The following is a 25,840-nucleotide window of genomic DNA, read 5'->3' on the forward strand; positions in this document are numbered from 1 at the left end:
GATGACCGATTCCAAGCCGAAGTCGGCCCGGCCCGCCAACAAGCGCGGCGCCGCCCGCCTTGCTGCGGTCCAGGCGCTCTATCAGATGGATATTGCGGGAACGCCGCTCGTCGAGACCGTCGCCGAATACGAAACCTATCGCCTCGGCAACGAGATCGATGGCGAGACCTATCGTGAAGCCGACGCCGCCTGGTTCCGCGATGTGGTGTCCGGCGTCGTGCGCCATCAAAGGAGCATCGATCCGACGATCCATGCGAGCCTGCCGCCAGGCTGGCCGCTTTCGCGTCTCGATTCCACCCTGCGTGCCATCCTGCGCGCGGGCGTCTACGAGATCGAGACCCGCAACGACGTGCCGACCGCGGTGATCGTGTCGGAATATGTCGATGTCGCCAAGGCGTTCTACGAGGACGAGGAGCCCAAGCTCGTCAACGCGCTGCTCGACCGGGTCGCGCGCGAAACGCGCGCCGATACCCGACCGGCGCCCAAAAAATGAACCCGGCGCCGCAGGCGCCTGGGCGGCAGGACGTGCATGGCGCGCGCCTCAACGCCCTCGTGCTTGCCGGGGCGCAGGCGGTCTGCGGGGCCGCGACGCCGATCGCAATCTCGACCGGCGGACTGGCCGGCACATGGCTTCTGGCCGACGACAAGTCGCTCGCGACGCTGCCCGTCACCGCCTACAATGTCGGCGTCGCGCTGGGCGCGCTCCCCGCGGCCTTCCTGATGCGCACGGTCGGACGGCGCTACGGTTTCGTGACCGGCGCGCTCGTTCTCGTCCTCGGAGCCCTGATCGGTGCGGCCGCGCTCTCCCAGCAGAGCTTCGTCATCTTCGCGCTCGCCCTTCTCGTGCTCGGATTGAGCGGCGCCTTCGTGCAGCAATACCGATTTGCCGCGACCGACGGCGCACCGCTCGAATACCAGTCCACGGCGATCTCGATCGTCCTCGTCGGCGGCATCGGCGCGGCGGTGATTGGCCCGCAGACCGTGCGCTACACCTCCGCACTCTTCTTGCCGATCGAATTTGCGGGCTCGTTCCTGGCGCTTGCGCTTCTCGGCCTCGTCGGCGCCGCGATCCTCAGCCTCGTCCGGTTCCCAAGACCGGTTCCACGCCCGAAGGGGGCCGCGCCCATCCTCGTCGATACCGGGCGGCCCCTGCGCGAGATCGTCACCCAGCGCCGGTTCGTGGTCGCGCTGATCTGCGGCGTCGGAACGTTCGCGCTGATGAGCTTCGTCATGACCGGCGCACCGCTCGCCATCGTCGGCTGCGGCCTGCCGATGGACATCTCGTTTCTCGGTATACAGTGGCACGTGCTGGCCATGTTCGGGCCGAGCCTCGTCACCGGCAGGCTGATCCGTCGATTTGGCGCCGAGACGATCGTCGGATGCGGTCTCTGCTTCACGGCCCTGAGTGCCGGCGTGTTCCTGTCGGGCCTCGAGATCTGGAACTTCTGGCTCGGTCTCGTGCTTCTGGGGCTCGGTTGGAATTTCGGCTTCATCGGCGCGACGACGATGGTGGCCAGCGTCTACCGGCCGCAGGAACGCGCGAAGACGCAAGGCTTCCACGACTTCGTCCTGTTCGGGCTCGTCGCGCTGGCCTCGTTCATGTCGGGCAAGACCTATGTCGGCGCGGGCTGGGGGACGATGAACTGGATCGTCCTGCCCGTCGTCGCCGTCTGCCTGCTGGTGCTGATCTGGGACGCCGCGCTTGGCGCGCGTCAGCGCCGTTCCGCCTGATCTGCGGAACGGCTCGACGTTCGGGCGTGCGCCCGGTTCAGCGCGGGCCGCCGCCGCTGACCGTATCGCCGAGGATCTGGTTGAGGAATGTCGCGTCCTGGCCGCCGGTCGGGGTCGTGCGCGAGATGTAGTCGAACACGCGGCCATCCTGCAGGCCGTAATTGGCGATCCGCGAGACGCGGTTTTCCGCGTTGAAATAGACCGCGAGGACCCGCTGGTCCGTCACGCGGGGCTGCAGGAAGGCGACGGGACGCTCCCGCCGCTGGGAGATGTAATAGTAGGTCTCGGCCGAATCGAAGGTCGCCTTGGTCGAAGGCGAGCCGAGCGCGAGCTCGACCTGTTCCCGGCTCGAACCGGTGGGAACGAGCTGCAGCGTCTGCTCGTCCATCACGTAGCCTGTGCTGAGGACCTCGTTCGTCGAACAGGCGCCCGTGACCGCGAGGGTCGCCGCGAGCAAGGTCGCCGACGCCGCATGCCGTAGCGTGATGTCAAAACCCACGTTCCATTTCTCCGTTCAAACGATCGATCGAAACTGTCTCACGCGAAGTTGGTCCGCATGATGATCATCGGTCAGTCAGCAGTGTCGCATCGTTCCGTAAAACAGACCTTCACGCGTTGCAATCGCTTGAGGCCTATGGCACCGCCATCGGCGACGTGAGTTGGGTTGAGATCGGGCGGACGGATGTTTTCCAAGTGGCGCGAACGGCGGCGACGCAATCGTGAAATCGTCGATCGCCTGTACGAAGCGGTGATCGAACGCGCCCGCAGACCTCGGCTATTCGAGGAATGCGGCGTTCCCGACACCGTCATGGGACGTTTCGAGGCGCTCTCGCTTCAGATGTTCCTGTTTCTGCGCCGTTGCCGAACCTCGGACGCGTTGAGGCCGATCGCCCAGGACATGGTCGACCGGTTCATCGTCGATATGGATGATTCGCTGCGCCAGATCGGCATCGGCGACCAGTCGGTGCCCAAGCGCATGCGGAAGCTGACGGGGCGCTTCTACGAACGGGTGGACATCTACGACAAGGCGCTCGCCAGCGCCGATCCGCACGCCGCGCTGATCGACGGCTTTTCCGGCCGCGCGCTCGATGCGGAATGCCCGCGGGACGTTGCGGGGAAACTTGCCCGCGAGACCCTCGACGAGGAGGCGCGACTGGCCGCTGTGCCCGAAAGCGCCATCTTGTCCGGAAGCTTGAGCGAGGAAGGCCGATGACGAACGAGACGAGCGCCAAATCCGATCTGCATGCCGAACTGACGCTTCTTCCCGCGCGCCTCTCGAAGGCGGGCGATACGATCAGGTTCGAGGCGGGAGAGGCCGATCGCCAGCGGATCGCCGCCGAACTCGACCTTGCCGGCCTGTCGAAATTCGCCGGCACGCTCCTGGCCGCGCCCTGGCAGAAAGGCGGCGTGCGCGTGACCGGACGGCTCGTCGCAAATGCCACCCACGAGAGCGTCGTCACGTTGGAGCCCGTCGAGCGGTCCTATCGCTTCGACGTGGCGATGACGTTCGTTCCCGATACGTCCAGGCTTCTGCGGATCACGAGCCCGGGCGAGCAGGAACTCTTCGTCGATCCGGAAGGCGAGGATCCGCCCGAGCCCTTCTCGGGCGACACGATCGACCTTGCCCCTTACATCCAGGAACTGCTGGCGCTCGAACTCGATCCCTATCCGCGCGAGGAGGGGGAGGCGTTCGAGCCGGTCGATACGGATCCCGCGCCCGATGTGGGAAAAGTCTCGCCTTTTGCGGATCTTGCGGCGTTGAAGAAGCAACAGGGCGAAGACAAGTAGCGCGCCGCGTGTTGCGGCGGGCCGCCAGATGACTAATGTCATCCCGGATCGCCCACGGCGAAGTGATCGAGCGATTCAAGAAGGCGATTCTCAATTGACTGACGTGAAAACGACGACCATTGCGATCGATGCGATGGGCGGCGACTTTGGCCCGGCGGTCACGCTGGCAGGCGCGGCCCTCGCACTGCAGCGCAGACCGGATACGCGTTTCGTGCTCTTCGGCGACGAAGACGCGATCCGGGCCGTTCTCAAGGATCATGAGGCGTTGCGGACCGTCGCCAGCGTTCGCCATTGCGAAATGTCGATCGCGATGGATGCCAAGCCTTCGCAGGCGCTGCGCCAGGGGCGCCACAAATCCTCCATGTGGAGGACCATCGAGGCGGTGAAGACCGGCGAGGCGGACGTGGCGGTGTCTGCCGGCAACACCGGCGCCCTGATGGCGATGGCCAAGTTCTGCCTTCGCACCATGGCGGAGATCGAGCGCCCTGCGATCGCGGCGATCTGGCCGACCTTGCGCGGCGAGAGCATCGTTCTCGACGTCGGCGCGACGATCGGGGCCGATGCCCAGCAACTGATCGATTTCTCGATGATGGGCGGGGCCATGGCGCGGGCGCTGTTCGGCCTCGACAAGCCGACCGTCGGGCTTCTCAACATCGGCGTCGAGGAAGTGAAGGGACAGGACGAGGTCCGCGAGGCCGGCCGTCTCCTTAAGGAGTCCAATCTCGATCGGATCCTTTATCATGGGTTCGTCGAGGGCGACGATCTCGGCAAGGGGACCGTCGACGTCGTCGTGACCGAGGGCTTCACCGGCAATGTGGCGCTGAAAACCGCCGAGGGCACGGCGAGGCAGATCGCGAGCTACCTGCGCGAGGCGATGTCGCGCACCTGGCTTTCCAAGCTCGGCTACGTGCTGGCGCGCGGCGCCTTCGACCGGTTGCGCGACCAGATGGACCCGCGCAAGGTCAATGGCGGCGTGTTTCTCGGCCTCAACGGCATCGTGATCAAAAGTCACGGCGGGACGGACGCCGAGGGCTTCGCCGCCGCCCTCGACCTTGCCCATGCGATGGCGCGCAACGATCTGATGAACAAGATCGCGGCCGACCTGCGGAGTTTCCACGAGCGCATGAGCAATGCGCCCGTCAAGCAGGAAGAAAAAGACGAACACGAAGCGGACATTGGAAGCGCAAGCGTATGAGTGGAACAGTTCGATCGATTGTGCTCGGAACCGGCTCGGCGCTGCCCGACCGCGTGATGACCAATCGTGACTTCGAAGGCGTCGTGGAAACCTCCGACGAATGGATCCGGCAGCGGACGGGCATCGCGCAGCGGCATATCGCCGGCGACCACGAGACCACCGTGTCCCTGGGCGAGGCCGCCGCACGACGGGCGCTCGACGCTGCGGGTCTACAGCCCGCCGACATCGACCTCATCGTGCTGGCGACCGCGACGCCCGACAACACGTTTCCGGCTTCCGCCGTCCAGATTCAGAACAATCTCGGCATTCATCACGGCTTCGCCTTCGACATTCATGCGGTCTGCACCGGCTTTGTCTACGCGATCACCACCGCCGATCTCTATCTGAAGAGCGGACTTGCCAAACGCGCGCTGGTCATCGGCGCCGAAACCTTCTCGCGCATCATCGACTGGAACGATCGCTCGACCTGCGTTCTCTTCGGGGACGGGGCGGGCGCCGTCGTGCTCGAAGCGCAGGAAGACGATGGAGAGGGGCGGGGAATCATCATTTCCCGGCTCCGCTCCGACGGCGTTCACAAGGAAAAGCTGTTCGTGGATGGCGGACCCTCGTCGACGGGAACCGTCGGCCACCTCCGGATGGAGGGCCGGGAGGTCTTCCGCCACGCGGTCGGTATGATAACCGACGTCATCGAGGAATCGTTTGAACATTCGGGCCTCTCGGCGGACGAGATCGACTGGTTCGTTCCGCATCAGGCCAATCGCCGGATCATCGACGCGTCGGCGAAGAAGCTCGGTATTCCCGCCGAAAAAGTGGTCATCACGGTCGACAGGCACGGCAACACATCGGCCGCCTCGATCCCGCTGGCCCTCGATCTGGCGGCACGCGACGGACGCATCCAGCGCGGACAGCTCGTCCTTCTGGAAGCGATGGGCGGTGGTTTCACCTGGGGCGCTTGTCTTCTGCGCTGGTAGTCGGCTAGACTATCACAAGATGGTGATAGTCCGCCCGAACGCACTGGGATACGATATATCTTCAGTCGTAATGGTGCGACTCCTGATGGAATAAAAGAGGGAAGCAATGAGCGGGAAGACACTCACGCGGGCCGATCTGTCGGAGGCCGTCTTTCGCAAGATCGGGCTGTCACGCACGGAATCGGCCTCGCTCGTCGAGATGATCCTCGAGGAGATCTGCGACACGATCTCACGCGGTGAATCGGTCAAGATCTCGTCCTTCGGATCGTTCCTCGTCAGGGACAAGAACGAGCGGATCGGGCGGAACCCGAAGACCGGCGAGGAGGTTCCGATTTCCCCGCGCAAGGTTACCGTCTTCAAGCCGTCGAACGTCCTCAAGGAACGGATCCTGGAGGCGCACGAGCGCAAGACCGTGGCGGCCAACGACGACAACTATCTCGGCGAAGAGGTTCGCGCGGCCGAATAGTCCGGGGCGACGATATCGGAACGATGAGCGAAAAATCTGACGATGCCTTCAAATCGATCGGTGAAGTCGCCACCGAACTGAAGATTCCGCAGCATGTCCTGCGGTTCTGGGAAACGCGCTTTCCTCAGGTTCGCCCCCTGAAGCGGGGCGGGGGACGGCGCTACTACCGGCCGGAGGACGTGGCGCTTCTCCACGGCATCCGCTTCCTTCTCTATGCCAAGGGCTTTACCATCAAGGGCGTGCAGCGGCTGCTGCGCGAGCAGGGCGCACGGTTCGTCGCCGCAACGGCGACCGGCGAATTGCGGCCGGACACGACGGTCGCATCCCATGCCGACGCCTGGGATACGTCCGCGGCGACGGCCGCCACGCCGGATGTCCCCGACGATTTCGACCTGACGGCGCCGCCGGAGCCGCCGGTCCCAGCGGTCCGGCCCGCTCCGGTCGCCAATTCCGCACCCGACGAATACGAAGACTATCCGGATCGGCGCGAACGCCCGCAGCGCCGATCGGTGGTCGGCTCGCTGCTCGGCCGCCGACTGGTCCAATCCGACGCCGGAAACCTGACAGCCGAACAGTCCGAACGCCTGCAGGAGGTCATCATCGATCTTCTCGAATGCAAGCGGCTGCTCGATCAGGTCCGTTGACGAACCGCCAAATTTAGCGCCGCCTCCATCTCGACGCTCGCGACCCCGCTTGCTACCCTTTTGCAAGGTCGGCGCGCATTCGCGCGGGATCGATGCTTCGGCGGCAGGACGGTCCCTCGGCCTGCGAGGACCGGGATCGGCGTCGCTGTCGGCGGGCGTGATGGAATGGTAGACATACCGGACTTAAAATCCGGAGGCGCAAGCCGTGCGGGTTCGAGTCCCGCCGCCCGTACCATCGAGCCATGACCACCGTTTCACGTCGAGACCCGCCTGCGCGTTCACAGGGCCTGTCCGCATGCCTTGCGGAACCGCCGCACGGTTTGCGCCATGCCGAATTCGAGCGCGTCGGCGGTCAGACCGTGGCCGATGGAAACTTCGGCAAGGTTCGGAATGCGCGCGACCAGCGCCGGCAGATTGTCGACGGTGAGATCGTGCCCGGCGTTCACGCCGAGGCCGAGCGCCATGGCGCGGTCCGCCGTCTCGCCCAGCTTGCCGAGTTCGATGCGGGCGGCTGCCGGATCGGCAAACGTTGCGCCGTAGGGGCCGGTATAGAGTTCGATCCGGTCGCATCCGGTAGCGACGGCCGCGTCCATCTGGTCCGGATCGGGATCGGCGAAGATCGAGACCCGGGCACCCTGGCGCTTCAGGCGCGCGACGATCGGTTTCAGCCACTCGCCCTCCGCCTTGAAATCGAACCCATGGTCGGATGTCGGCTGGCTCGGATCGTCGGGAACGAGCGTCACCTGTTCGGGATGGACCGTGTCCACGAGATCGAGAAACTCGTCCGACGGATAGCCTTCGATGTTGAATTCGGCACCGGGAAATTCCGTGTCGATGAGGGCCCGGATCTGGGGCAGATCGGTGAAGCGGATATGGCGCTCGTCGGGCCTTGGATGGACGGTCAGGCCGTGCGCGCCCGCCGTCATCGCGATGCGGCCGAGCGCGGTGACGCTCGGCCAGGGCAGGTCGCGCCGGTTGCGGAGCATGGCGACGGCGTTGAGATTGACCGAAAGTAGGGTTGGCATATCCGCTCCGGGAGAGTGTTGGGCTGCACGGCGAATCTGGCGTGATCGGATGATTTTGAAAGGTCTGCCGTTGACTTGCACTCCTTCGGCGGCAACTCTGTAGGCCTGTTGTCGGGGTGCGGAGGATTTAGTTGATGGGCGGATCGAAGTTCATTCCAATCGTGATCGCCGGATTGGTCGGCCTGTTCATCGGCTGGTTGATGGGGCCCGATGTCGGCGAGGTAGAGAGCCGCGTCGCCGACGTCCAGTCATCCGTCCAGAACCAGGTGGCCAGCCTTTCGAGCGAAATCACCGCCCATCGCGAGGAGGTCGCGGCCCAGCAGGCGGCGATCGCCCAACAGGTCGGCGCGATCCAGACCCAGGTCGCAGGCCTCGGCGAGCAGCTCGCCGCACAGGCGGAGCAATCGGCTCAGGCTGCCAACGCAGCGACCGCCGCCGTCGGAACCCGCGTCCAGGAAGCGATCGGACCGATCCAGCAGAGGATGGACGCGCTCTCGGCCGCGCTCGGCGAGCAGACGACGAACGTCACGAACGAACTTACGACCCAGTTCGACGCCCTCAAGGCAGAGATCGCCACGCTCGGGGAAACGCAGAATTCCCTGGCCGAGCAGATGACGGCTGCGCAGCAACAAGCCGATCAACGCGCGGCCGATCAGCAGGCCGCACTGGAAGAGTTCCGCACCGCTCAGGCAGCCCAGCCTGCCCAGCCGGCCCAAGGCGCCGGCGACGGCGATGCCGGCGCTGGTGGTGGCGACGGGGCGATGGCGCTTCTCGAACAGGTCGGCGCGACGGGCGCGGTGCTGTTTGCCGAACAGGCCGCCATCTTCGGCGGAACCGAGCTGACGCTCGCAAGCGTCGATGCCGATACGGGATCTGCATCGTTCGACGTCGGCGGCGAGGAGCAATCGGTCTCGACCGGCGATCAGGTCGCAATTTCCGATAGTTGCGCGCTGACCCTCGTCGGAGTGGCAGGCAATGCCGCCTTCGTGTCCGCCGATGGCTGCGCGACGCAGCAGGCCAAGACGCAGGACACCGGCGAAAGCGCCGGCAGCACGACCGGTTCCGGTTCGGGCGATGCGGCAGCGCTCGCAGAGGAAATCGGCGCAACAGGCGCAATCCTCCTTCCGGGACAGGCTGCGATCTTCGGCGATGCGCAGCTCGATCTGGCGTCGGTCGATGGCGACAATGGCGCCGCGTCGGTCACGGTCTCGGGCGGCGAGCCACAGGATGTCGCTGCCGGCGACAGCATCGATCTGGGTGGCGGATGTTCGGTCACGCTCACGGGTGTCGCAGCGGGCGCTGCCTATTTCGCGAGCGCGGAATGCGGCGGCGGGTCGCCGGATGCAGCCGGCCAGCCGGCCGCGACCGGCGCCGATGGCGCGACGGCGCAGGGCGGCACGGATGCTGCAGCTGCGCAGGAACAGACAGGCGAGGGCGAGGCACAGGCGGCGTCCGGCCAGAGCGAGACGGACGCAGCCTCCTCCCAGGCATCCGGTTCGTCGGACGGTCTGACGATCGGTGAAGCGCAGTCCTTCGGCGATATCCGGGTGTTCGTTTCCTCGATCCGCGAGGACGGCGCGACGCTCTCGGTGATCGGTGTCGGCCGCCAGACGGTCGCGGTCGGCGAGGCGTTCGATGCGGGCAATGGTTGCGCGATCACCGTCGACAGCGTCGAGGATCGCCGTGTCAGCCTGTCGGCCGAGGGTTGCGAAGGCGGCACGCAGGCCGAAGCCGCGCCTTCGGGCTCGGATGCCAATGAGCAGGCGCCGCAGGATGCGGCACCGGCTGCAGGCGGGGCTTCGGACGAAGCCGGCAACGCTCAGGCGCCATCCGGAGACGCGGCACCCGCGGCAGCAGCGCCGGACGCCGCACCGGCCGAGGAAGCACCCGCCGAGGCGGCGTCGGACGAACAGCAGGCCTCGGGCGACGAAGCTTCGGCCGCACCGCCGGCCGAAGACCAGGCATCGTCGGGCGAGGGCGGTTCGGAGGGAACGCCGGTGGGCCGCACCGCACGATTCGGCGATACCGCGATCTTCGTCTCGTCGATCGGCGAAAACGAGGCGACCTTGTTCGATGTTGCGACCAAGACCCGTGACGTGGTGGAAGTCGGCTCCAGCTACGAGACCGAAAGCGGATGCTCCGTCACCGTCGACGCGATCGAGGCGGGCCGCGTGACCCTCTCATCGAGCGGGTGCTGATCAAAAGGTCGAGGCGTGCCATCTGTTTGTCGGAACACGCGGTCCCGTTCGGGGCCGCGTTTTCCGTTCGGCGATACGGCCGCGCCCGTGTCAGGCACCCATTCCGGCCTCAGTCGACATCTTCAGCATCGCCTGAGACCATCGGTTTAACGCTCGGCCCGCAGGGCGAAAAACCGAATTTCACGTTTTCGCCCGGCGCGCCAGCCTGGCCCGGGACGTCGCATCCGGCCTTCGGGCGAAGAGAAGCTGCGACGGATGAACCGCCAGCGTCCGGCGGTGCGCGCCAGCCTGCCGCCTCTACGACGAGCCAAGAGAATGAATTCATCCAATGACCGAATATATCGCGTTTTACGGCTCGCTCATGGAACGGGCGAAGGATCCGTCGGCGCCCTCCCGCGCCGGTCTGTCGAAGTTCGTCGAGCCTTGCAGGCTCGAGGGCGTCCTGCGCGATCACGGTCATTACCCCGGCTATTTTCCCGCTGACGGCTCGATCGAGCCCCATGCCGTCACACCGCCGATCGTTGAAGCAGAACTCCACGAAATCGTCGCGCCGCACGCGCTGCTGATCTTCGACCGCTGGGAAGAGTACGATCCGGACGACGAAGCGAACTCGCTCTATTTGCGCCGCAAGGTCCGGCTGCTCGAACCGGACATCGAAGCCTGGATCTATATGTCCTTGATATCGGACGAGGATCCGGTGGTCCCGAACGGCGACTGGGCCGCCTACCGAAGCGAGACGCCGAAGGTCTGACCCGCGGCGCTTTCTTCCGCACCGGTCCGGCGCCCGCTCCTTCCTTCCATGGCGGAACGAGACGAAAAAAGCCGGGGCCCATCGGACCCCGGCCTGTCGTTTCAACGCGGAACGCCGATGCTTCAGCCCTGGGACGAGGACGACAGGTCGAAGCGATCGAGCATCATCACCTTGGTCCAGGCTGCCACGAAATCCTTCACCAGGCGGACATGCCCGTCGTTCGCGGCGTAGACTTCGGCGATCTGGCGAAGTTGCGCGTTGGCGCCGAAGATCAGGTCGCAGCGCGTCGCCGTGAACATCACGGCGCCGGACTTACGATCGTTGAGCGTGAAGCTCATGCCGTCCTCGTCGGTCTTCCGCCACTCCATGCTCATGCTGGTGAGGTTCGTGAAGAAATCGTTCGTCAGGACGCCCGGACGATCGGTGAAGACGCCATGCCGGGACCCATCCCAGTTCGTGTCGAGAACCCGCAGTCCGCCCACGAGAGCGGTCCATTCGGGCGCCGTCAGCGACAGGAGCGCCGCCCTGTCCAGAAACATCTGCTCCGGCGGCACATTGTAGACGATGTCCTCGCGGTGGTAGTTGCGGAACCCGTCGGACACCGGTTTGAGCCAGTCGAACTGCTCGATGTCGGTGTTCTCCTGGGTCGTGTCCATGCGGCCCGGCGTGAACGGCACCGTCACGTCGACGCCCGCATCCTTCGCAGCCCTTTCGATCGCCGCGCTGCCGGCGAGAACGACGAGATCGGCCATCGAGATCTTCTTCGATCCGGCATTCAGGTCGTTGAAGCCCTTCTGCAGGCCTTCGAGTGTCGAGAGAACTTTCGCGACCCGTGCCGGGTTGTTCACGTCCCAGCTCTTCTGCGGCTCGAGCGCGATCCGGCCGCCATTGGCGCCGCCCCGCTTGTCGGACACGCGGTGGGTGGACGCCGCGCTCCAGGCGACCGAGACGAGTTCCGACACCGTCAGGCCCGATCCGAGGATCTGGGATTTGAGGCTCGCAATGTCGATCTCGTCCACGACCTCATGGTCGAGCGCCGGGATCGGATCCTGCCAGAGCAGATCCTCGTCCGGGACTTCGGGACCGAGATAACGCGATTTCGGACCCATGTCGCGATGGACGAGCTTGAACCATGCGCGGGCGAACGCGTCGGTGAAGGCATCGAAATCGTTGAGGAACTTCTCGCAGACCTTGCGGTATTCCGGGTCTTCCTTCAGCGCCAGATCGGATGTCATCATCATCAGCGGATGCTCGACACCCTCTCTATGGGCGTCCGGCGTCGTCGGCGCGTCCGGGTTCTTCGGCTTCCACTGGATGGCGCCGGCCGGGCTCTTCGTCTGTTCCCATTCGAACTTGAACAGGTTGATCAGATAGTCGTTGTCCCACTTGGTCGGGTTCGGTGTCCACGATCCTTCGATGCCGTTGGTCATCGTATATTCGGCGAACCCCGTGCCTTCGGGATTCTGCCAGCCCATGCCCATCGCCTCGATCGGAGCGCCTTCCGGTGCCGGACCGATCTTGCCGGGGCTGACCATGCCGTGCGACTTGCCGAAGGCATGACCGCCCGCGATCAGCGCGACCGTCTCCTCGTCGTTCATCGCCATCCGACTGAACGTCGTACGGATGTCGCGGGCGGAATCGAGTGGTACGCCATTGCCGCCGGGGCCTTCCGGATCGACATAGATGAGCGCCTGATGGGACGCGGCCAGCGGGTTCTCGAGGTCGTAATGCGCGTCGGTGGGCTCGCCTTCCCAGCGCAGCGTCCGTGTCACCATCTGGTTGGGATGCCCCTGCATGGGGCCGGGCGCGGTCTCGCCGGGCTTCTTTCCGTTCCACCCTTCGGGTCCCCAATAGATCGCGGTATCCGGCTCCCACGCGTCGACACGTCCGCCGGCAAAGCCGAAGGTCGGGAAATCCATGATCTCGAGCGAGCAGTTGCCGGCAAGCACGATCAGATCGGCCCAGGAGAGCGCTGCGCCGTATTTCTGCTTGATCGGCCAGAGCAGGCGGCGCGACTTGTCGACATTGCCATTGTCCCACCAGGAATTGATGGGGGCGAAGCGCTGCATGGCCTGGCCTGCGCCGCCGCGTCCGTCGGCCCGCCGATAGGTGCCGGCCGAATGCCACGCCATGCGGATCATTTGCGGGCCGTAATTGCCGTAGTCCGACGGCCACCATTCGACGGACGTCGTCAGAAACGCCTTGATGTCCGCCTTGACCGCATCCAGATCCAGCGTCTTGAACGCTTCGGCATAGTCGAAATCCTTGCCGAGCGGATTGGCCTCGATCGGATCCCGATGAAGAAGTTCGACCTTCAAGCGGTTCGGCCACCAATGCTCGAGCGTTGGCGCGGAGCCGATCGCTCCACCGATGCGCGTGCCACCAAAAGGACATTCGCCGCGGTTCGGAATGTCTGGCTTCATGTTCATGTGAAAAAATCTCTCGTCTTGGTTCCGTGGGGACCGAACCGCTCGGTATATGATACCGATAGCAATCCGCGCCTTGCAGATGTCGGACTCGCGGATCGGGAGGCAAGCCACTGGCGCTTCGGACAGTGTAAGGGACGCAGGCGTCTGGGCGCCATCGGCCCGCTCGCGCCTTACCGTCGCAGTCGTCTTGTGCATCCGGCGGGCGTGGCGGGCTGCGACCGGAACCGTCGCCGCCGGTTCAAGACGGCACCATTTGGCGCGGAGGGAGGGTTTGCCCGAGGGGCGGGGTGATGAGCCATTGCATCATACGCTGCCCTCATTTCGCCCTTACCGCGCAAGGTCGGTTCCCTTCCTTACCGTTTTGATTGACACAGGGAGCTGCAACCGCTGGAACACGTGCCATGTCATTGATTCGTTTCGTCTCACTCGCCATTCTGTCCACTGCCGCGCTGGGCCATGTCGACGCACGCGCCGCGAGCGCTGACGCGACCATGGCGAGAGCGGAGGGGGAGGTTCTCCACGCCGACGATGTGGACGCCATCCGGGATCTGGCCGAGGGCTACGGGGCGGCCCGCGTCGTGGAACTCGACAATGGCGATCCGGCGATCGTCGGCGAAATCAATGGGACCGACTACCAGCTGTTCTTTCTCGAATGCGACAACGGGGAAAACTGCGGCGCGCTGAATTTCTACGCCGTCTGGGACGTTCCCACCGTGTCGGTCGGGGCCCTGAACGTCTGGAACCGGACCGCCCCGTTCAACAAGGCCTATCTGACCGAGCAGAACCGTCCGGTCATCGAGATGAACCTGCCTGCGAAAGGTGGCTTTCAGCGGGAACAGCTGGACTATGTGTTCGAGCAATGGACGATCGCCCTTGCCGAATTTGCGCGGACCGTCATCGGCGGCGCACCCTGATGGCAGCGATCTTCAGCTTCCACGATTGAAAAGGAGGGCCGGCTGGCGTACCGCATCGGCGCGCTGCGCATTCGACAACCATGAATGAAAGTCGGTCATGTCCGTGGATTCCAAGAGGTCCGGCGCCGAAATGGCGACCGCGTTCAAGGACGTGTTTCCAGTCCTTCTCGCGATCGTCCCCTTCGGCATGGTCTACGGCACGGTCGCTGCCGGGGACGGCCTCGACATGCTGCAGATCGTCGGTTTCTCCGCTTCGGTCTTTGCCGGGGCCTCGCAGTTGGCCGCGCTGCAACTGATCGGCATCGGCGCGCCGGTCTGGTCGGTGCTGTTGACGGTCCTTGCGCTCAATTTCAGGCACATTCTCTATTCGGCCTCGGTCGGGCGGCATATCCGCCATTTTCCGAACGCGGCGAAAGGGCTCGCCTTCTTCTTTCTGGTGGATCCGACGTTCGGGGCCGCCGAGGCGCGGGCCGCGCGGGTCGAACTCACCAAGCGATACTACTTCGTCTACGGTGTCTCGCTTTATGTGTGCTGGCTGGCGTCCTCGATCCTCGGCGGCGTTTTCGGATCGTTCATCGAGGATCCGGCCGTCTACGGCATCGATTTCGTGCTGCCGGTCTACTTTCTCGCTTTGGTGATGACGTTCCGGACCCGAAGGACGTTCTGGCCCGTGGCGAGCGCGAGCGCGATCGCGTCGATCGCCATCTACTGGACGGTGGGCCCGCCCTGGCACGTCACGTTCGGAGCGCTGGCGGGTGTCGGCGTCGCCGCCGTCATGCCGGTTCGCAACCTTGCGGGGACAGCCGTCGAGGCCGAGGCGAAAGCGCTGGAGACCCGTCTATGAGCGAGTTCTGGCTGATCGTCGTCCTGGCCGGCATTCTCACCTATCTGACGCGGATCGGGGGATATCTTCTCATCCGCACCGTCGGCGAACTCCCGCCGAGGCTGGAGGCGGCGCTCGATGCCGTGCCCGCCGCCGTCCTGACGACGATTTTCGCGCCGGTGATGATCAGCGGCGACTGGCCCGAGCGCGCCGCACTGGTCTTGTGCGGGCTCCTGGCGTTTCGTCTTCCGCTCATTGCCACGGTGGCGTTCGGTGCAGGTTTCGTCGCCCTGGCGCGCGCGATCGGCTGACGCACGCGCATGGTCGCGCCCGGCCGCGTGCGGGAGCATGAAAGCAACCCCTGGTGAAAGGCCGCGCCGGCGGGTGTGACGGGTTCGAACCGGGTGCGAAAGAATTGCCGAATATGCGTGCACGCTCCGCCGCCGAACTGGACATTTCCAGCCCGACTGTCATAGAAGCCGGGCAAACACTTGGGTAAATGGGCGCGATCAAACGCTGGCGACAGTTCGTCATCTTGCCGTGACCATGAAAATTTCGCAGAACCCGTGACAGCCGGGCTTTGTATTGTGACAGGAAAGGCTCAACCGTGAGCGTAAACGACAGCGCCGAACCGAACCGCCGCGACTTCCTCTACATCGCAACCGGTGCCGTCGGTGCCGTGGGTGCCGCAGCGGTCGCATGGCCGTTCATCGACCAGATGAACCCGGATGCCGCAACGCTCGCGCTCGCATCGATCGATGTCGACGTCAGCCAGGTCGCCGAAGGGCAGTCGATCACGGCCAAGTGGCGCGGCAAGCCGATCTTCATCCGCCAGCGCACCGCGCAGGAAGTGGAGGAGGCGCGGGCCGTCGACCTGTCCGAACTGAAGGATCCGCTCGCGCAGAACGCCAACATTCCCGGCGACGCGCCCGCGACGGACGAGAACCGTACGGCGGAAGGCAAGGAAGCCTGGCTGATCATGGTCGGCGTGTGCACCCATCTGGGCTGCATCCCGCTCGGTCAGGCCGGCGAGTTCGACGGCTATTTCTGTCCGTGCCACGGATCGTCCTACGATACCGCCGGCCGTATCCGCACCGGTCCCGCGCCGACGAACATGGCGATTCCGCCCTACACATTCTCTGACGACACGACCATCACCATCGGTTGATCGGAACGGAAGGAACTTCTTAAATGAGTGGTCACTCATCCTACGTCCCGTCGAGCGGCGTCATGCGCTGGCTCGATGCCCGCCTGCCGCTTCCGCGCATGGTGTATGATTCGTTCGTCGCCTATCCGGTGCCGCGCAATCTGAACTATGCCTACACGTTCGGCGGCATCCTCGCGATCTTCCTCGGCATCCAGATCCTCACCGGCATCGTGCTCGCCATGCACTATGCGGCGTCCTCCGCGCTCGCCTTCGAGTCGGTCGAGAAGATCATGCGCGACGTGAACTGGGGCTGGCTGCTGCGCTACATGCATGCCAACGGCGCCTCGTTCTTCTTCGTCGCCGTCTATCTGCACATCGCCCGCGGCCTCTACTACGGCTCCTACAAGGCGCCGCGCGAAGTGCTGTGGATCCTCGGCGTCGTCATCTTCCTCCTGATGATGGCGACCGCCTTCATGGGCTACGTTCTGCCCTGGGGCCAGATGTCCTTCTGGGGCGCGACCGTGATCACCGGCTTCTTCACGGCCTTTCCTTTGGTCGGCGAATCGATCCAGACCCTGCTCCTTGGCGGTTTCTCGGTCGACAATCCGACCTTGAACCGGTTCTTCTCGCTTCACTATCTCCTGCCCTTCATGATCGCGGGCGTCGTCATCCTCCACGTCTGGGCGCTGCATGTGACCGGGCAGACCAATCCGACCGGCGTCGAGGTGAAGTCGTCGAAGGACACCGTGCCCTTCACGCCCCACGCCACCGTCAAGGACGGCCTGGCCATGGTCGTGTTCCTCGCGGTCTTCGCCTACTTCGTCTTCTACCTGCCGAACTTCCTCGGTCATCCCGACAACTACATCGAGGCGAACCCGCTCAAGACGCCGTCGCACATCGTTCCGGAGTGGTACTTCCTGCCGTTCTACGCGATGCTGCGCGCCATCACCTTCAACATCGGCCCGATCGATTCCAAGCTCGGCGGCGTTCTGGTGATGTTCGGTTCGATCATCGTCCTGTTCTTCCTGCCATGGCTGGACACGAGCCGCGTCCGTTCGACGGCCTTCCGTCCGGTGTACAAGATCTTCTTCTGGATCTTCGTCGTGAACGCGATCTTCCTCGGCTGGCTCGGCGCCAAGCCTGCGGAAGGCGTCTACCCGACGCTGGCCCTGATCGGGACGATCTACTACTTCGCCCACTTCCTCATCGTCCTTCCGGTCCTCGGACTGGTCGAGACGCCGAAGAAGTTGCCGAACTCGATCACCGAAGCGGTTTTGGGCAAGGCGGCCAACCGCGAGGGTGGCTCCGCGACGCCCGCTGGCGCAGCGGCATCGCCGGAAACCAAAGGCTGAGCGGAACGCTTCGGAGAAAAAGACTGATGAAAAAGACGCTATCCGTCATACTGGCCGCCGGCATCGCGTTCGCGCCCCTTTCCGTCCTCGCGCAGGATGGCCAGGGACCGGACACGAACACCGCCGAGGATCAGGCAGCCGCGGTCGAGAACGCCGATGCGCCCGAGGAGGCTGCGGAAGAGGGCCATGCGGCGACGCCGCATTACCCGATCAAGCGACCGAGCGAACTCGACTGGAGCTTCGCGGGACCGTTCGGGAGCTGGGATCTCGCCCAGCTCCAGCGTGGCTACAAGGTCTACCGCGAAGTCTGTTCGGCTTGCCACTCGATGAACCTCGTCGCGTTCCGCAATCTGGAAGCGCTGGGCTTTTCGTCGGAGCAGATCGATACCCACGCGGCCGAATTCACGGTTCAGGATGGGCCCAACGACCAGGGCGAGATGTTCGAGCGTCCGGCAACGGCGTCGGACTACATGCCCGCCCCCTATCCGAACCCGGCCGCCGCGGCCGTTGCCAACAATGGCGCCGTTCCGCCCGATCTTTCGCTGATCGCGAAGGCCCGCGCGGTCGAGCGCGGCTTCCCGACCTTCGTCTTCGATATCTTCACGCAATATGCCGAATCCGGTCCGGACTATATCCACGCGCTTCTGACCGGCTACGAGGAAGAGGTGCCCGAGGGTACCGAAGTGATGGACGGGACCTATTACAACCCGTACTTCATTTCGAGCGCCGCGCTCGCGATGGCGCAGCCGCTCTACGAGGATTCGGTCGAATATACGGACGGCTCGCCGCAGACCGTCGAGCAATATTCGCGTGACGTCTCCGCCTTCCTGATGTGGGCCGCGGAGCCGCACCTCACCGAGCGCAAGGCGACCGGTTTCGTGACCATGATTTTCCTGATCGTGTTCGCGGTGCTGATGTTCCTCGTCAAGCGGCGCGTCTGGGCCGGGACGCCGCACTGATCGCCGGCGCCCCGTTTCCCGTTTCGGCGTGATTTGAAAAGGGAGCTTCGGCTCCCTTTTCTGCGTATGGTGCGTTCAGCGCCGATCGCCCCGATTGTCAGTTTGGAGAAGCCGATGTTTATCGCCATGAACCGTTTCCGGGTGTTGCTCGATGCGACCGAGGATTTCGAAGCCCTCTGGCTCAATCGCGAATCGCAGTTGAAGCAATCGCCCGGCTTCGTCGAATTCCACATGCTGCGCGGTCCCAAGCGTGACGATCACCAGCTTTATTCCTCGCACACCACATGGGCCGACTACGCATCCTTCGAGGCGTGGACGAAATCGGATGCGTTCCGCAAAGCCCATGGCGGAGCAAGGTCGAGCAAGCCGCTCTATCTCGGACCACCAGACTTCGAGGGTTTCGAGGTCATCCAGACGATCGGCCGCGACGACTGACGCTGCTTCGGTCGCATTTTCGTTGCCCGGTCGCATCGGCGGGGGCCGCCCGTCCGGCACATGGTCGAAGCTTTATGCCCGAGGCACGGGCGCGGCGACGGCGCTGACAGGAGAGACATTCTTGACCGACTTCAAGGCCGCGATCCGCACGATCCCCGACTACCCCAAGCCCGGGATCCAGTTTCGCGACATCACGACGCTCCTCAGCGATCCCTCCGTCTTCCGCGCTGCCGTCGATGCGCTGGTCGGACCCTATGCGAACGCGCGGATCCGCCATGTCGTCGGTATCGAGGCGCGCGGCTTCATCCTGGGCGGTGCGCTCGCCCATCAGTTGACGGCGGGCTTCGTTCCCATTCGCAAGTCGGGCAAGCTGCCGCGCGAGACGGTCTCGGTCACCTACGCGCTCGAATATGGCGAGGATCGGATGGAACTGCACCGGGACGCGATCGAGGCGGGCGAGCGCGTTCTTCTGACCGATGATCTGATCGCCACCGGTGGCACGGCGCTCGGTGCGGTCAAGCTGCTGCGCGGGCTCGGTGCGGAGATCGTCGGGGCGTGCTTCCTCGTCGATCTTCCCGATCTGGGAGGGGCGCAAAACCTGCGCGACCTCGGGGTCGACGTGCACTGCCTCGTCGCTTTCGACGGCGAGTGAGACCCCGCATGTCGGACGGTCCGCCCGAGTTCGACGCGGACTTTCGCGCGCGCCTCGACGCGCTGATGGTCTGGCGCAGGGACGTGCGCAGGTTCCGCGTCGATCGCGTGCCGGACGACCTCATGGCGCGCGTGCTGCGCGCCTTCGAACTGGCCCCGTCGGTCGGAAACAGCCAGCCATGGCGCCTGGTCTCAGTCGAGAGCGACACGGCGCGAGCGCGCATACGCGAAAGCTTCAGGCGCTGCAATGCTGCGGCGCTCGCCGCGACCGACCCTCGGCGGTCCGATCTGTATGCAAGGCTCAAGCTTGCAGGTCTCGAAGCGGCACCGGTGCAGCTCGCCATCTTCTGCGATCCCGATCCTGCGGCGGGGCACGGGCTCGGGCGCCGGACGATGCCGGAAACCCTCGATCACTCCGTCGCCGGGGCCGCCACCTTGTTCGCGCTCATGGCGCGGGCCCACGGCCTCGGCGTCGGCTGGGTCTCGATCCTCGAGCCGCGTGCCGTCTCCGCCGCCCTGACGGTTCCAGCAGACTGGCGGCTCGTCGCCTATCTTTGCGTCGGATATCCCGAAGGGGAGGACGACGTTCCCGAACTCGAACGGGCCGGGTGGCAGGAGCGCCGCGCCGCCCGCATGCCGCTGCGCCGGTAGCGTTCGGCCGTCAGTCGGTTCCGATGAAGGCTGCGCCGTCGAACGTCATCACGATGATGCCGTCCTGGTTCCGCGCTTCGACCGCAAAGCCGATAATGCCCCAGCCGGGCTTCGACTTCGACACGCGCTTTTCGCTCACCCGGTGGGAATAGGAGATGGTGTCGCCGGCATAGACCGGCCGGGTCCAGCGGATGTTCCGGATGCCCGGCGAGGGGCCGAAGTTCGGCATCGGGTTGCCGCCGGCCAGCCAGGCCTTCAGGATCGTCTTGCGCCAGGCGACGTTCAGCTTCATGTAGACGGCGGTGGTGTGCCATCCGGAGGCGCAGTGCCCGGCGAACAGGGTCTGTCTGGCGAGCTCGGGGTCGAGATGAAACCGCTGCGGATCGAACTTTTCCGCAAAGGCGATGATGTCCTCGGCGCTGAAACGGTGGCTGCCGAGCGCATAGGTCTCGTCGAGTGGGATCGTGTTCCAGAAGCTCATGCGGCGGCCCCTTCTTCATAGCCCTTGCGCGTCAGGCAGAGAAGCAGGTGCTCGCAGGCTGCGGCCGTCTCGCCCCGCTGGTTGCGGATTTCGGTCCGGATCGTGACGAGGCCGAGATGAGGTTTCGACGAGGAGGTGCGCGAGGCGAGGACCGTGGAAGTGCCGGTCAGCGTATCGCCCGGACGCACCGGCGATTTCCAGTCGATATAATCGATCCCGCCGCTGCCCTGCGATGTCGATTCGAGCAGATAGGCATCGCAGATCATCCGCATCATCATGCCGCAGACGTGCCAGCCGGAGGCCGAGAGCCCACCCAGCATGGATGCCTTTCCCGCCGCCTCGTCGAGATGAAAGGGTTGGGGATCGTATTCCTGCGCGAACGCGATGATCTCGTCCCTTTCCACCGCATAGGACGGAAGATCGAAAATCCGTCCATCGGTGAAGTCTTCCAGCACATATTTCGCCATCGCATACCATCCGTCGAGTTGCGCGGCACGCAGGACGGTCTCGGCCGCCCTTGCGCAACGCGTTTGCGACCCAAATGGTGCGGAATGCCCGTTCAGCCAGTTTCGGCGAGAGCGAGGCGGCACTGGGCGATCTGGGCGATGGTCTTCCCGAGCGTCTCGAAGGAGGCGTTCATGATGTAGCGGTGGTCGCTCGCGATCGCGCTCATCGTCGCGACGCTTCCCTTCAAGGTCTTGTCCTGGCGCGCCATCTCGTCGCTGCTGGTTCTCGTGACGTCGAACTGAGACGCGAAGATGTAGCGGGGCCGGTGCCGCTGATCGGTCAGCTTGGTCATGAGAATGAGATTGACGAATGGCGTCCCGTCCTTGCGGAAGTTCAGAAGGGTCGTGCGCAAGGAGCGGGGCGCCGGGTTGCGCAGGAACTCGCGGATGTGAGCCGTCCCAGGCTGATCGCGGGCCTCGCCCTGCAGGAAACGGCAGTTCTTGCCGATGACCTCGTCCGCAGAATAGCCGGAGAGTTGGCAGAACCGGTCGTTGACGAGGAACAGCGGCAGATCGTCCGCGGCGGCATCGGAAATCGTCACCGCGACCCGCGCGGTTCTTGCGAATGCCGTCAAAGCCGGCTCGATACCCTGTTCCACGTTCGCTTCCCCGTCGTAACCATCTTGCCGTGTCTGGCGCGTGTTGATACCCGTTTGCGATAGCAGGCCCATGAGAACTGCGTGAAGGACTTATCTGTTCCCGGAAATGACATATCTGTGCCGATGGTGTCGCGGCCTGCCCGGCGGTGAAGCTTCCGGCCTCTGCACCGATTACAAGGATGACACGGATGACACCGGGCGCATGCTGACCTTCGCGCGCGCCGTATATCTGGAGACGATGGGTTGAACGACAGGACGACGAAAGCGGTCCCCGTGATCGGGGTCGGAGCATCGGCCGGCGGGCTGGAAGCGATCCGCGAAATGCTCGGTGCCGTCCAGTCCCGCGATGGGTTCGCCTTCGTCGTCGTCCAGCATCTCGATCCCACCCATGACAGCCTGCTCGCCGAACTTCTCGGTCGGCATACGGGCATGAACGTCCGGCAGGTTTCCGGCGGCGAGCGGGTGGAAGGCGGCAATGTCTACATCATCCCCCCCGGACACGGGCTGGCGATAAAGAACGGGCGGCTGAAGCTGACGGATTTCGTCCAGCCGCGCGGAATGCGCAGGCCGATCGATGATTTCTTCGAATCGCTTGCCCGCGATCAGGGCGGGAACGCGGCCTGCGTGATTCTGTCGGGCACCGGCGCCGACGGCACGACTGGGCTTCGCGCGATCAAGGAGCATGGCGGACTCTGCATCGCCCAGGACCCGGAGACGGCGCGTTACGATGGCATGCCGGTTTCCGCGGTCGGCACCGGCCTCGTCGATTTCATCAGGGCACCGAACGAGATCGCCGAATGCCTGCAGACCTTCTTCGACCGCAGGGACGATGGACGCCGGGAGGAGGCGGCGAAAATCGTCGCCGATCATGTGGACGACATGTGCTCGACGCTTCAGGATCTGATCGGCCACGACTTCTCCGGCTACAAGCGCTCGACGCTGGTTCGCCGGATCGAGAGGCGCATGAAGGTTCTCGATATCGAGACGCCGCAGGCTTATCTCGCGCGAATTCAGAGCTCGTCGGAAGAATGCGACGCCTTGTTCAGGGACCTGCTGATCAATGTGACGCGGTTCTTCCGCGACCCCGAAATGTTCGAAGCCCTGCGGGAGAAGGTCATCGTGCCGTTGGTCGAGCGGACCGCGCCGAACACCGAGATCCGGGTCTGGATACCCGGCTGTTCCAGCGGCGAGGAGGCCTACACGATCGCGGTCCTGTTCGCCGATGCCCTGCGCGGCAGGCAGGAGCGACCCTATGTGCAGATCTTCGCGACCGACATCGACGAGCGGATGCTGGCGATCGCCCGGGAGGGGCGCTATCCGCTTTCGGCGATGGGCGACATTCCGGAGGCGCTGCGCGAGCACTACACGATCGGTCAGGACGGGGTGTTCCAGATGGCGCCGAAGGTCCGCGACATGGTTCGCTTCTCGTCGCACAGCCTGATCAAGGACCCGCCCTTTTCGCGCGTCGATCTCCTCTCGTGCCGCAACCTGCTGATCTATTTCGACGAGGACCTGCAGCGTCAGGTCTTTCCGATCCTGAACTACGCGCTGAAGGAGGGTGGGTTCCTTTTCCTCGGTCCCTCCGAAAGCATCGGACGCCACGAGGACATGTTTCTGGTGACCGATCCCAAGGCGCGGATCTTCGAGCGGCGCGAGGGACGGAGCGTCTATCCGATACGGCTTTCGCCCAATGTCGCGCGCGGATCGGTTCGCAGGGTCAGGCACCGAAGCGCCGACACCGGGTTCGGATCGAGCTGGGAGGAGGGGTTCTCGACGCGGCGCATTCTCGACCGCTATGCGCCGGCGACGGTCGTCGCCAACCGGGACGGAGAGATCATGTCGTCGAACGGACGGCTGGCGAAATATCTCGAATTTCCGCACGGAACCTCCGGCAGCGTGTTCGTCACCTCGATCGCGAGACCGGGCCTGCGGGAAGTGCTTCCCGGTCTCCTGCGCCAGGCGATCGAGGAAAAGAAGCGGACGATCGCCCGCGATGTGAGCGTGCATGCCGAATTCGGCCGCCAGTCCATCGACGTGATCGCCGATCCGTTGCCGGACGGAACGGCGCTCATCGTCTTCAAGGATACCGCACCGTTCGAATCCGGCGACGACGACGAGATGGTGGATCTCGGGCCCGCCGACACGACGACGCAGCAACTTGAAGACGAACTGCGCCTCACGCGTCACCGGCTTCGCAGCGCGGTCGAGGAACTGGAGACCGCCAACGAGGAGCTGAAAAGCTCCAACGAAGAAATGATGTCGATGAACGAGGAGTTGCAGTCGACGAACGAGGAACTGTCCACCGTCAACGACGAGCTGAAGTCGAAGGTCGATCAATTGACCGTCGCCAATTCGGACTTGCGCAATTTCTTCGATTCGACGCGTCTTGCTGTGGTCGTCGTCGACCGGAACCTGCGCATCCGTAATTTCACCGACGCGGCCCTCGACGTGTTTCCGCTGCAGTCCGGCGATCGCGGCCGGTCCTTGAGCGATGTCGCGAGCCACCTGTCCGACGATCGTTTCCTTCACGATGCCCGGGTGGTGGCGGCCGGGGGAGAGCCGACCCTGCGCACCATTTCCTCCAAGGACGACATGCGGAAATGGTCGATGCGGGTGATGCCCTACCGCGATCTGGACGGAACCATCGAGGGCGCGACGATCGTCCTGACGGACATCACCAACGCGCTCGGCATGCAGGCGGAACTCGACGCCGAACGCGAGCGGCTGGAAATGGCGATCCGCGTCGCGGGCATCGGCGTGTGGGAATATCAGGTCGACAGCGGCGACATCACGCTCAATGCGAACGAGCTCGATTTCTTCGGTCTGGCAAGCGACCGGCAAACCACCAATATCGAGCAGCTTCTCGCCATGATCGACCCGGAGGATCGCCCCGCCGTCGAGGCGTCGCTTCGCCGGGCGATCGCGGGCGAGGGAAATTTCGAGTCGCTCTTCCGGGTCAACCGCGCCGACGGCGAGACCGTTCACCTCAAGGGATATGGCCGTCTCATCCCGGACTCGAACCCCAAGCGCCTGATGGGCGTATCCTACGACGTCACGAGCGAGGCGCATTTCGCCGAGCAGCGCGAATTCATGCTGCGCGAGATGAACCACCGGGTGAAGAACCTGTTCGCGGTCATTTCGAGCATCGTCACCGGTTCGGCAAGGGCGGCCGAAACTCCGGCGGAGCTCGCGAAGGACGTTCGCGAACGGATCGCCGCGCTGGGGCGGGCCCATTCGCTGACGCATACGAGCTCGAGCCGCGCGCGTGCGCCGCTGAAGGATCTTCTGACGGAAGCGGTCGAGCCCTATCAGGACGGCCGTTCGATCCGGATCGAGGGTCCGGACGTCACGATCGAGATCGACAAGCTCACGCCGTTGGCCCTCGTCCTCCACGAATGGGCGACGAATGCCGCGAAATACGGGAGCCTCGGCGAAAATGGCGGTCGTCTCGATATCAGCTGGAACCATAACCGCGATGACTCGCTTATGATCGACTGGCGCGAGATCTTCGACGGCGGCTATCCCGAGGACGACGACAAGCAGGTCGGGTTCGGGTCGCGATTGATCGAGTTTTCGGTCAAGCAGCTGCGTGCTTCGCTCGACGTCGAACAGATGGCGACCGAGCGTCGGATGAAACTCAAGGTGCCGAACATCGCATGAACGACAATCGACTTTCCGGCATGAACGTCCTGATCGCCGAGGACGAGGCGCTCGTCGCCATGGATCTGGCGGATATGGTCGAGTTTGACGCCGGTTGCGTGATCGGCCCATTTCCGACGATCAGCGAGTGCCGCCCGGCGGCTGAAAGTGCGCCGATCGACGTGGCGATCCTCGATGTCCGGCTGCTCGACGGAGAGGTCTTCGCGATCGCGGACACGCTGCGCGATCGCGGCATTCCGATCGTGTTCCATTCCGGTCATCTCGACCCGCGCGAGATCGTCTCGCGCTACCCCGATGCCAGATGCTGCACGAAACCGGCGACCCACGAAAACCTTATCGAGCACCTCGTGCATTTGACCGCCGAGGGCGGACCGGCCGCCGCGAAAGCGTTCGTGGCCGCCTGACGCGCCGCGAAGCGACCCCGCGCATCGCCGCAAGCGAGCCCCTGCGACGGCTCGGTTGGT

General features: G+C 64.6%; 27 protein-coding genes and 1 tRNA gene. 22 read left to right on the forward strand and 6 right to left on the reverse strand.

From position 1 onward, the window contains the following. Position 1 precedes the first annotated feature (1 nt). A complete protein-coding gene (gene nusB, locus U0C82_RS10665) occupies positions 2-493 on the forward strand; it encodes a transcription antitermination factor NusB (RefSeq protein ID WP_322187091.1) in 492 nt (163 codons plus the stop codon). Further along, positions 490-1,731 carry an MFS transporter gene (locus U0C82_RS10670; RefSeq protein ID WP_322187092.1) on the forward strand — a complete coding sequence of 414 codons (1,242 nt, stop codon included), beginning with the start codon at positions 490-492 and terminating at the stop codon, positions 1,729-1,731. The genes nusB and U0C82_RS10670 overlap by 4 nt, the downstream gene beginning before the upstream one ends. Positions 1,732-1,768: 37 nt before the next feature. On the opposite strand, the gene U0C82_RS10675 is transcribed toward U0C82_RS10670, so the two are convergent. After that, entirely contained in the window at positions 1,769-2,230 is a 462-nt protein-coding gene (locus U0C82_RS10675; protein ID WP_416186659.1) for an outer membrane protein assembly factor BamE, read from the reverse strand. Between the two features lie 183 nt (positions 2,231-2,413). Between U0C82_RS10675 and U0C82_RS10680 the strand changes: the two genes are divergently transcribed. The 7 genes from U0C82_RS10680 to U0C82_RS10710 all read left to right on the forward strand — a co-directional run bounded on the left by U0C82_RS10680 (position 2,414) and on the right by U0C82_RS10710 (position 7,030). Beyond that, a complete protein-coding gene (locus tag U0C82_RS10680; protein WP_322187093.1) occupies positions 2,414-2,944 on the forward strand; it encodes a ubiquinol-cytochrome C chaperone family protein in 531 nt (176 codons plus the stop codon). Then, a complete protein-coding gene (locus U0C82_RS10685; RefSeq protein ID WP_322187094.1) occupies positions 2,941-3,519 on the forward strand; it encodes a YceD family protein in 579 nt (192 codons plus the stop codon). The genes U0C82_RS10680 and U0C82_RS10685 overlap by 4 nt, the downstream gene beginning before the upstream one ends. A 133-nt stretch (positions 3,520-3,652) precedes the next feature. Then, the gene (plsX, locus tag U0C82_RS10690; RefSeq protein ID WP_416186671.1) at positions 3,653-4,714 is read left to right on the forward strand and encodes a phosphate acyltransferase PlsX; all 1,062 of its coding nucleotides are present in this window, start codon (positions 3,653-3,655) and stop codon (positions 4,712-4,714) included. Next, positions 4,711-5,685 carry a beta-ketoacyl-ACP synthase III gene (locus U0C82_RS10695; protein ID WP_322187096.1) on the forward strand — a complete coding sequence of 325 codons (975 nt, stop codon included), beginning with the start codon at positions 4,711-4,713 and terminating at the stop codon, positions 5,683-5,685. Before plsX ends, U0C82_RS10695 begins: the two co-directional genes overlap by 4 nt. 106 nt (positions 5,686-5,791) lie before the next feature. Further along, complete coding sequence (locus U0C82_RS10700; RefSeq protein WP_322187097.1) at positions 5,792-6,151, forward strand: integration host factor subunit alpha; 360 nt, start codon at positions 5,792-5,794, stop codon at positions 6,149-6,151. 23 nt (positions 6,152-6,174) lie between these two features. Beyond that, a complete protein-coding gene (locus U0C82_RS10705; protein WP_322187098.1) occupies positions 6,175-6,795 on the forward strand; it encodes a MerR family transcriptional regulator in 621 nt (206 codons plus the stop codon). A 151-nt stretch (positions 6,796-6,946) separates the two neighbouring features. Next, positions 6,947-7,030, forward strand: a tRNA-Leu gene (locus tag U0C82_RS10710). 43 nt (positions 7,031-7,073) lie between these two features. Here the strand turns inward: U0C82_RS10710 and U0C82_RS10715 are convergent. Then, the gene (locus U0C82_RS10715; protein WP_322187099.1) at positions 7,074-7,820 is read right to left on the reverse strand and encodes a pyridoxine 5'-phosphate synthase; all 747 of its coding nucleotides are present in this window, start codon (positions 7,818-7,820) and stop codon (positions 7,074-7,076) included. 134 nt (positions 7,821-7,954) lie between these two features. Here U0C82_RS10715 and U0C82_RS10720 point away from each other — a divergent pair, with 134 nt between their 5' ends. Continuing rightward, entirely contained in the window at positions 7,955-10,018 is a 2,064-nt protein-coding gene (locus U0C82_RS10720; protein WP_322187100.1) for a hypothetical protein, read from the forward strand. A 328-nt stretch (positions 10,019-10,346) separates the two neighbouring features. Then, positions 10,347-10,769: a gamma-glutamylcyclotransferase family protein gene (locus U0C82_RS10725; protein WP_322187101.1), complete on the forward strand. Its 423-nt coding sequence runs from the start codon at positions 10,347-10,349 to the stop codon at positions 10,767-10,769. A gap of 122 nt (positions 10,770-10,891) precedes the next feature. Here U0C82_RS10725 and katG read toward each other — a convergent pair whose 3' ends face one another. Continuing rightward, complete coding sequence (gene katG / locus U0C82_RS10730; protein WP_322187425.1) at positions 10,892-13,192, reverse strand: catalase/peroxidase HPI; 2,301 nt, start codon at positions 13,190-13,192, stop codon at positions 10,892-10,894. Between the two features lie 407 nt (positions 13,193-13,599). Between katG and U0C82_RS10735 the strand changes: the two genes are divergently transcribed. The 9 genes from U0C82_RS10735 (at position 13,600) to bluB (ending at position 20,130) form a co-directional block, all read left to right on the forward strand. Continuing rightward, on the forward strand, positions 13,600-14,112 hold the full coding sequence (locus tag U0C82_RS10735) for a YbjN domain-containing protein (protein ID WP_322187102.1): 513 nt from the start codon (positions 13,600-13,602) through the stop codon (positions 14,110-14,112). Between the two features lie 97 nt (positions 14,113-14,209). Further along, a complete protein-coding gene (locus U0C82_RS10740; protein WP_322187103.1) occupies positions 14,210-14,956 on the forward strand; it encodes an AzlC family ABC transporter permease in 747 nt (248 codons plus the stop codon). Next, positions 14,953-15,246, forward strand: a complete 294-nt coding sequence (locus U0C82_RS10745; RefSeq protein ID WP_322187104.1) for an AzlD family protein — start codon at positions 14,953-14,955, stop codon at positions 15,244-15,246. The genes U0C82_RS10740 and U0C82_RS10745 overlap by 4 nt, the downstream gene beginning before the upstream one ends. A gap of 296 nt (positions 15,247-15,542) precedes the next feature. Beyond that, positions 15,543-16,103, forward strand: coding sequence for a ubiquinol-cytochrome c reductase iron-sulfur subunit (gene petA, locus U0C82_RS10750; RefSeq protein ID WP_322187105.1), 561 nt, complete (start codon positions 15,543-15,545; stop codon positions 16,101-16,103). Between the two features lie 23 nt (positions 16,104-16,126). Next, complete coding sequence (locus tag U0C82_RS10755) at positions 16,127-17,434, forward strand: cytochrome b (RefSeq protein WP_322187106.1); 1,308 nt, start codon at positions 16,127-16,129, stop codon at positions 17,432-17,434. A 26-nt stretch (positions 17,435-17,460) separates the two neighbouring features. Continuing rightward, positions 17,461-18,393, forward strand: a complete 933-nt coding sequence (locus tag U0C82_RS10760; RefSeq protein ID WP_322187107.1) for a cytochrome c1 — start codon at positions 17,461-17,463, stop codon at positions 18,391-18,393. Positions 18,394-18,507: 114 nt separating this feature from the next. After that, positions 18,508-18,828 carry a heme-degrading protein HmuQ gene (gene hmuQ, locus U0C82_RS10765; RefSeq protein ID WP_322187108.1) on the forward strand — a complete coding sequence of 107 codons (321 nt, stop codon included), beginning with the start codon at positions 18,508-18,510 and terminating at the stop codon, positions 18,826-18,828. A gap of 103 nt (positions 18,829-18,931) precedes the next feature. Further along, on the forward strand, positions 18,932-19,480 hold the full coding sequence (locus tag U0C82_RS10770; RefSeq protein ID WP_416186672.1) for an adenine phosphoribosyltransferase: 549 nt from the start codon (positions 18,932-18,934) through the stop codon (positions 19,478-19,480). Positions 19,481-19,488: 8 nt separating this feature from the next. Further along, positions 19,489-20,130 (forward strand): 5,6-dimethylbenzimidazole synthase, encoded by a 642-nt coding sequence (gene bluB, locus U0C82_RS10775; RefSeq protein ID WP_322187110.1) that lies wholly within the window; start codon positions 19,489-19,491, stop codon positions 20,128-20,130. 10 nt (positions 20,131-20,140) lie between these two features. Here bluB and U0C82_RS10780 read toward each other — a convergent pair whose 3' ends face one another. The 3 genes from U0C82_RS10780 to U0C82_RS10790 all read right to left on the reverse strand — a co-directional run bounded on the left by U0C82_RS10780 (position 20,141) and on the right by U0C82_RS10790 (position 21,716). Next, a complete protein-coding gene (locus tag U0C82_RS10780; RefSeq protein ID WP_322187111.1) occupies positions 20,141-20,611 on the reverse strand; it encodes a MaoC family dehydratase in 471 nt (156 codons plus the stop codon). Next, a complete protein-coding gene (locus U0C82_RS10785; RefSeq protein ID WP_322187112.1) occupies positions 20,608-21,078 on the reverse strand; it encodes a MaoC family dehydratase in 471 nt (156 codons plus the stop codon). Before U0C82_RS10785 ends, U0C82_RS10780 begins: the two co-directional genes overlap by 4 nt. Positions 21,079-21,170: 92 nt before the next feature. Beyond that, positions 21,171-21,716, reverse strand: a complete 546-nt coding sequence (locus U0C82_RS10790) for a PAS domain-containing protein (protein WP_322187113.1) — start codon at positions 21,714-21,716, stop codon at positions 21,171-21,173. A 273-nt stretch (positions 21,717-21,989) separates the two neighbouring features. Here U0C82_RS10790 and U0C82_RS10795 point away from each other — a divergent pair, with 273 nt between their 5' ends. After that, positions 21,990-25,376, forward strand: a complete 3,387-nt coding sequence (locus U0C82_RS10795) for a chemotaxis protein CheB (RefSeq protein WP_322187114.1) — start codon at positions 21,990-21,992, stop codon at positions 25,374-25,376. After that, complete coding sequence (locus U0C82_RS10800; protein WP_322187115.1) at positions 25,373-25,780, forward strand: response regulator; 408 nt, start codon at positions 25,373-25,375, stop codon at positions 25,778-25,780. The genes U0C82_RS10795 and U0C82_RS10800 overlap by 4 nt, the downstream gene beginning before the upstream one ends. Positions 25,781-25,840 lie beyond the last annotated feature (60 nt).

It is taken from the genome of Fulvimarina uroteuthidis, from assembly GCF_034321785.1.
GTDB classification, from domain to species: Bacteria; Pseudomonadota; Alphaproteobacteria; order Rhizobiales; family Rhizobiaceae; genus Fulvimarina; species Fulvimarina uroteuthidis.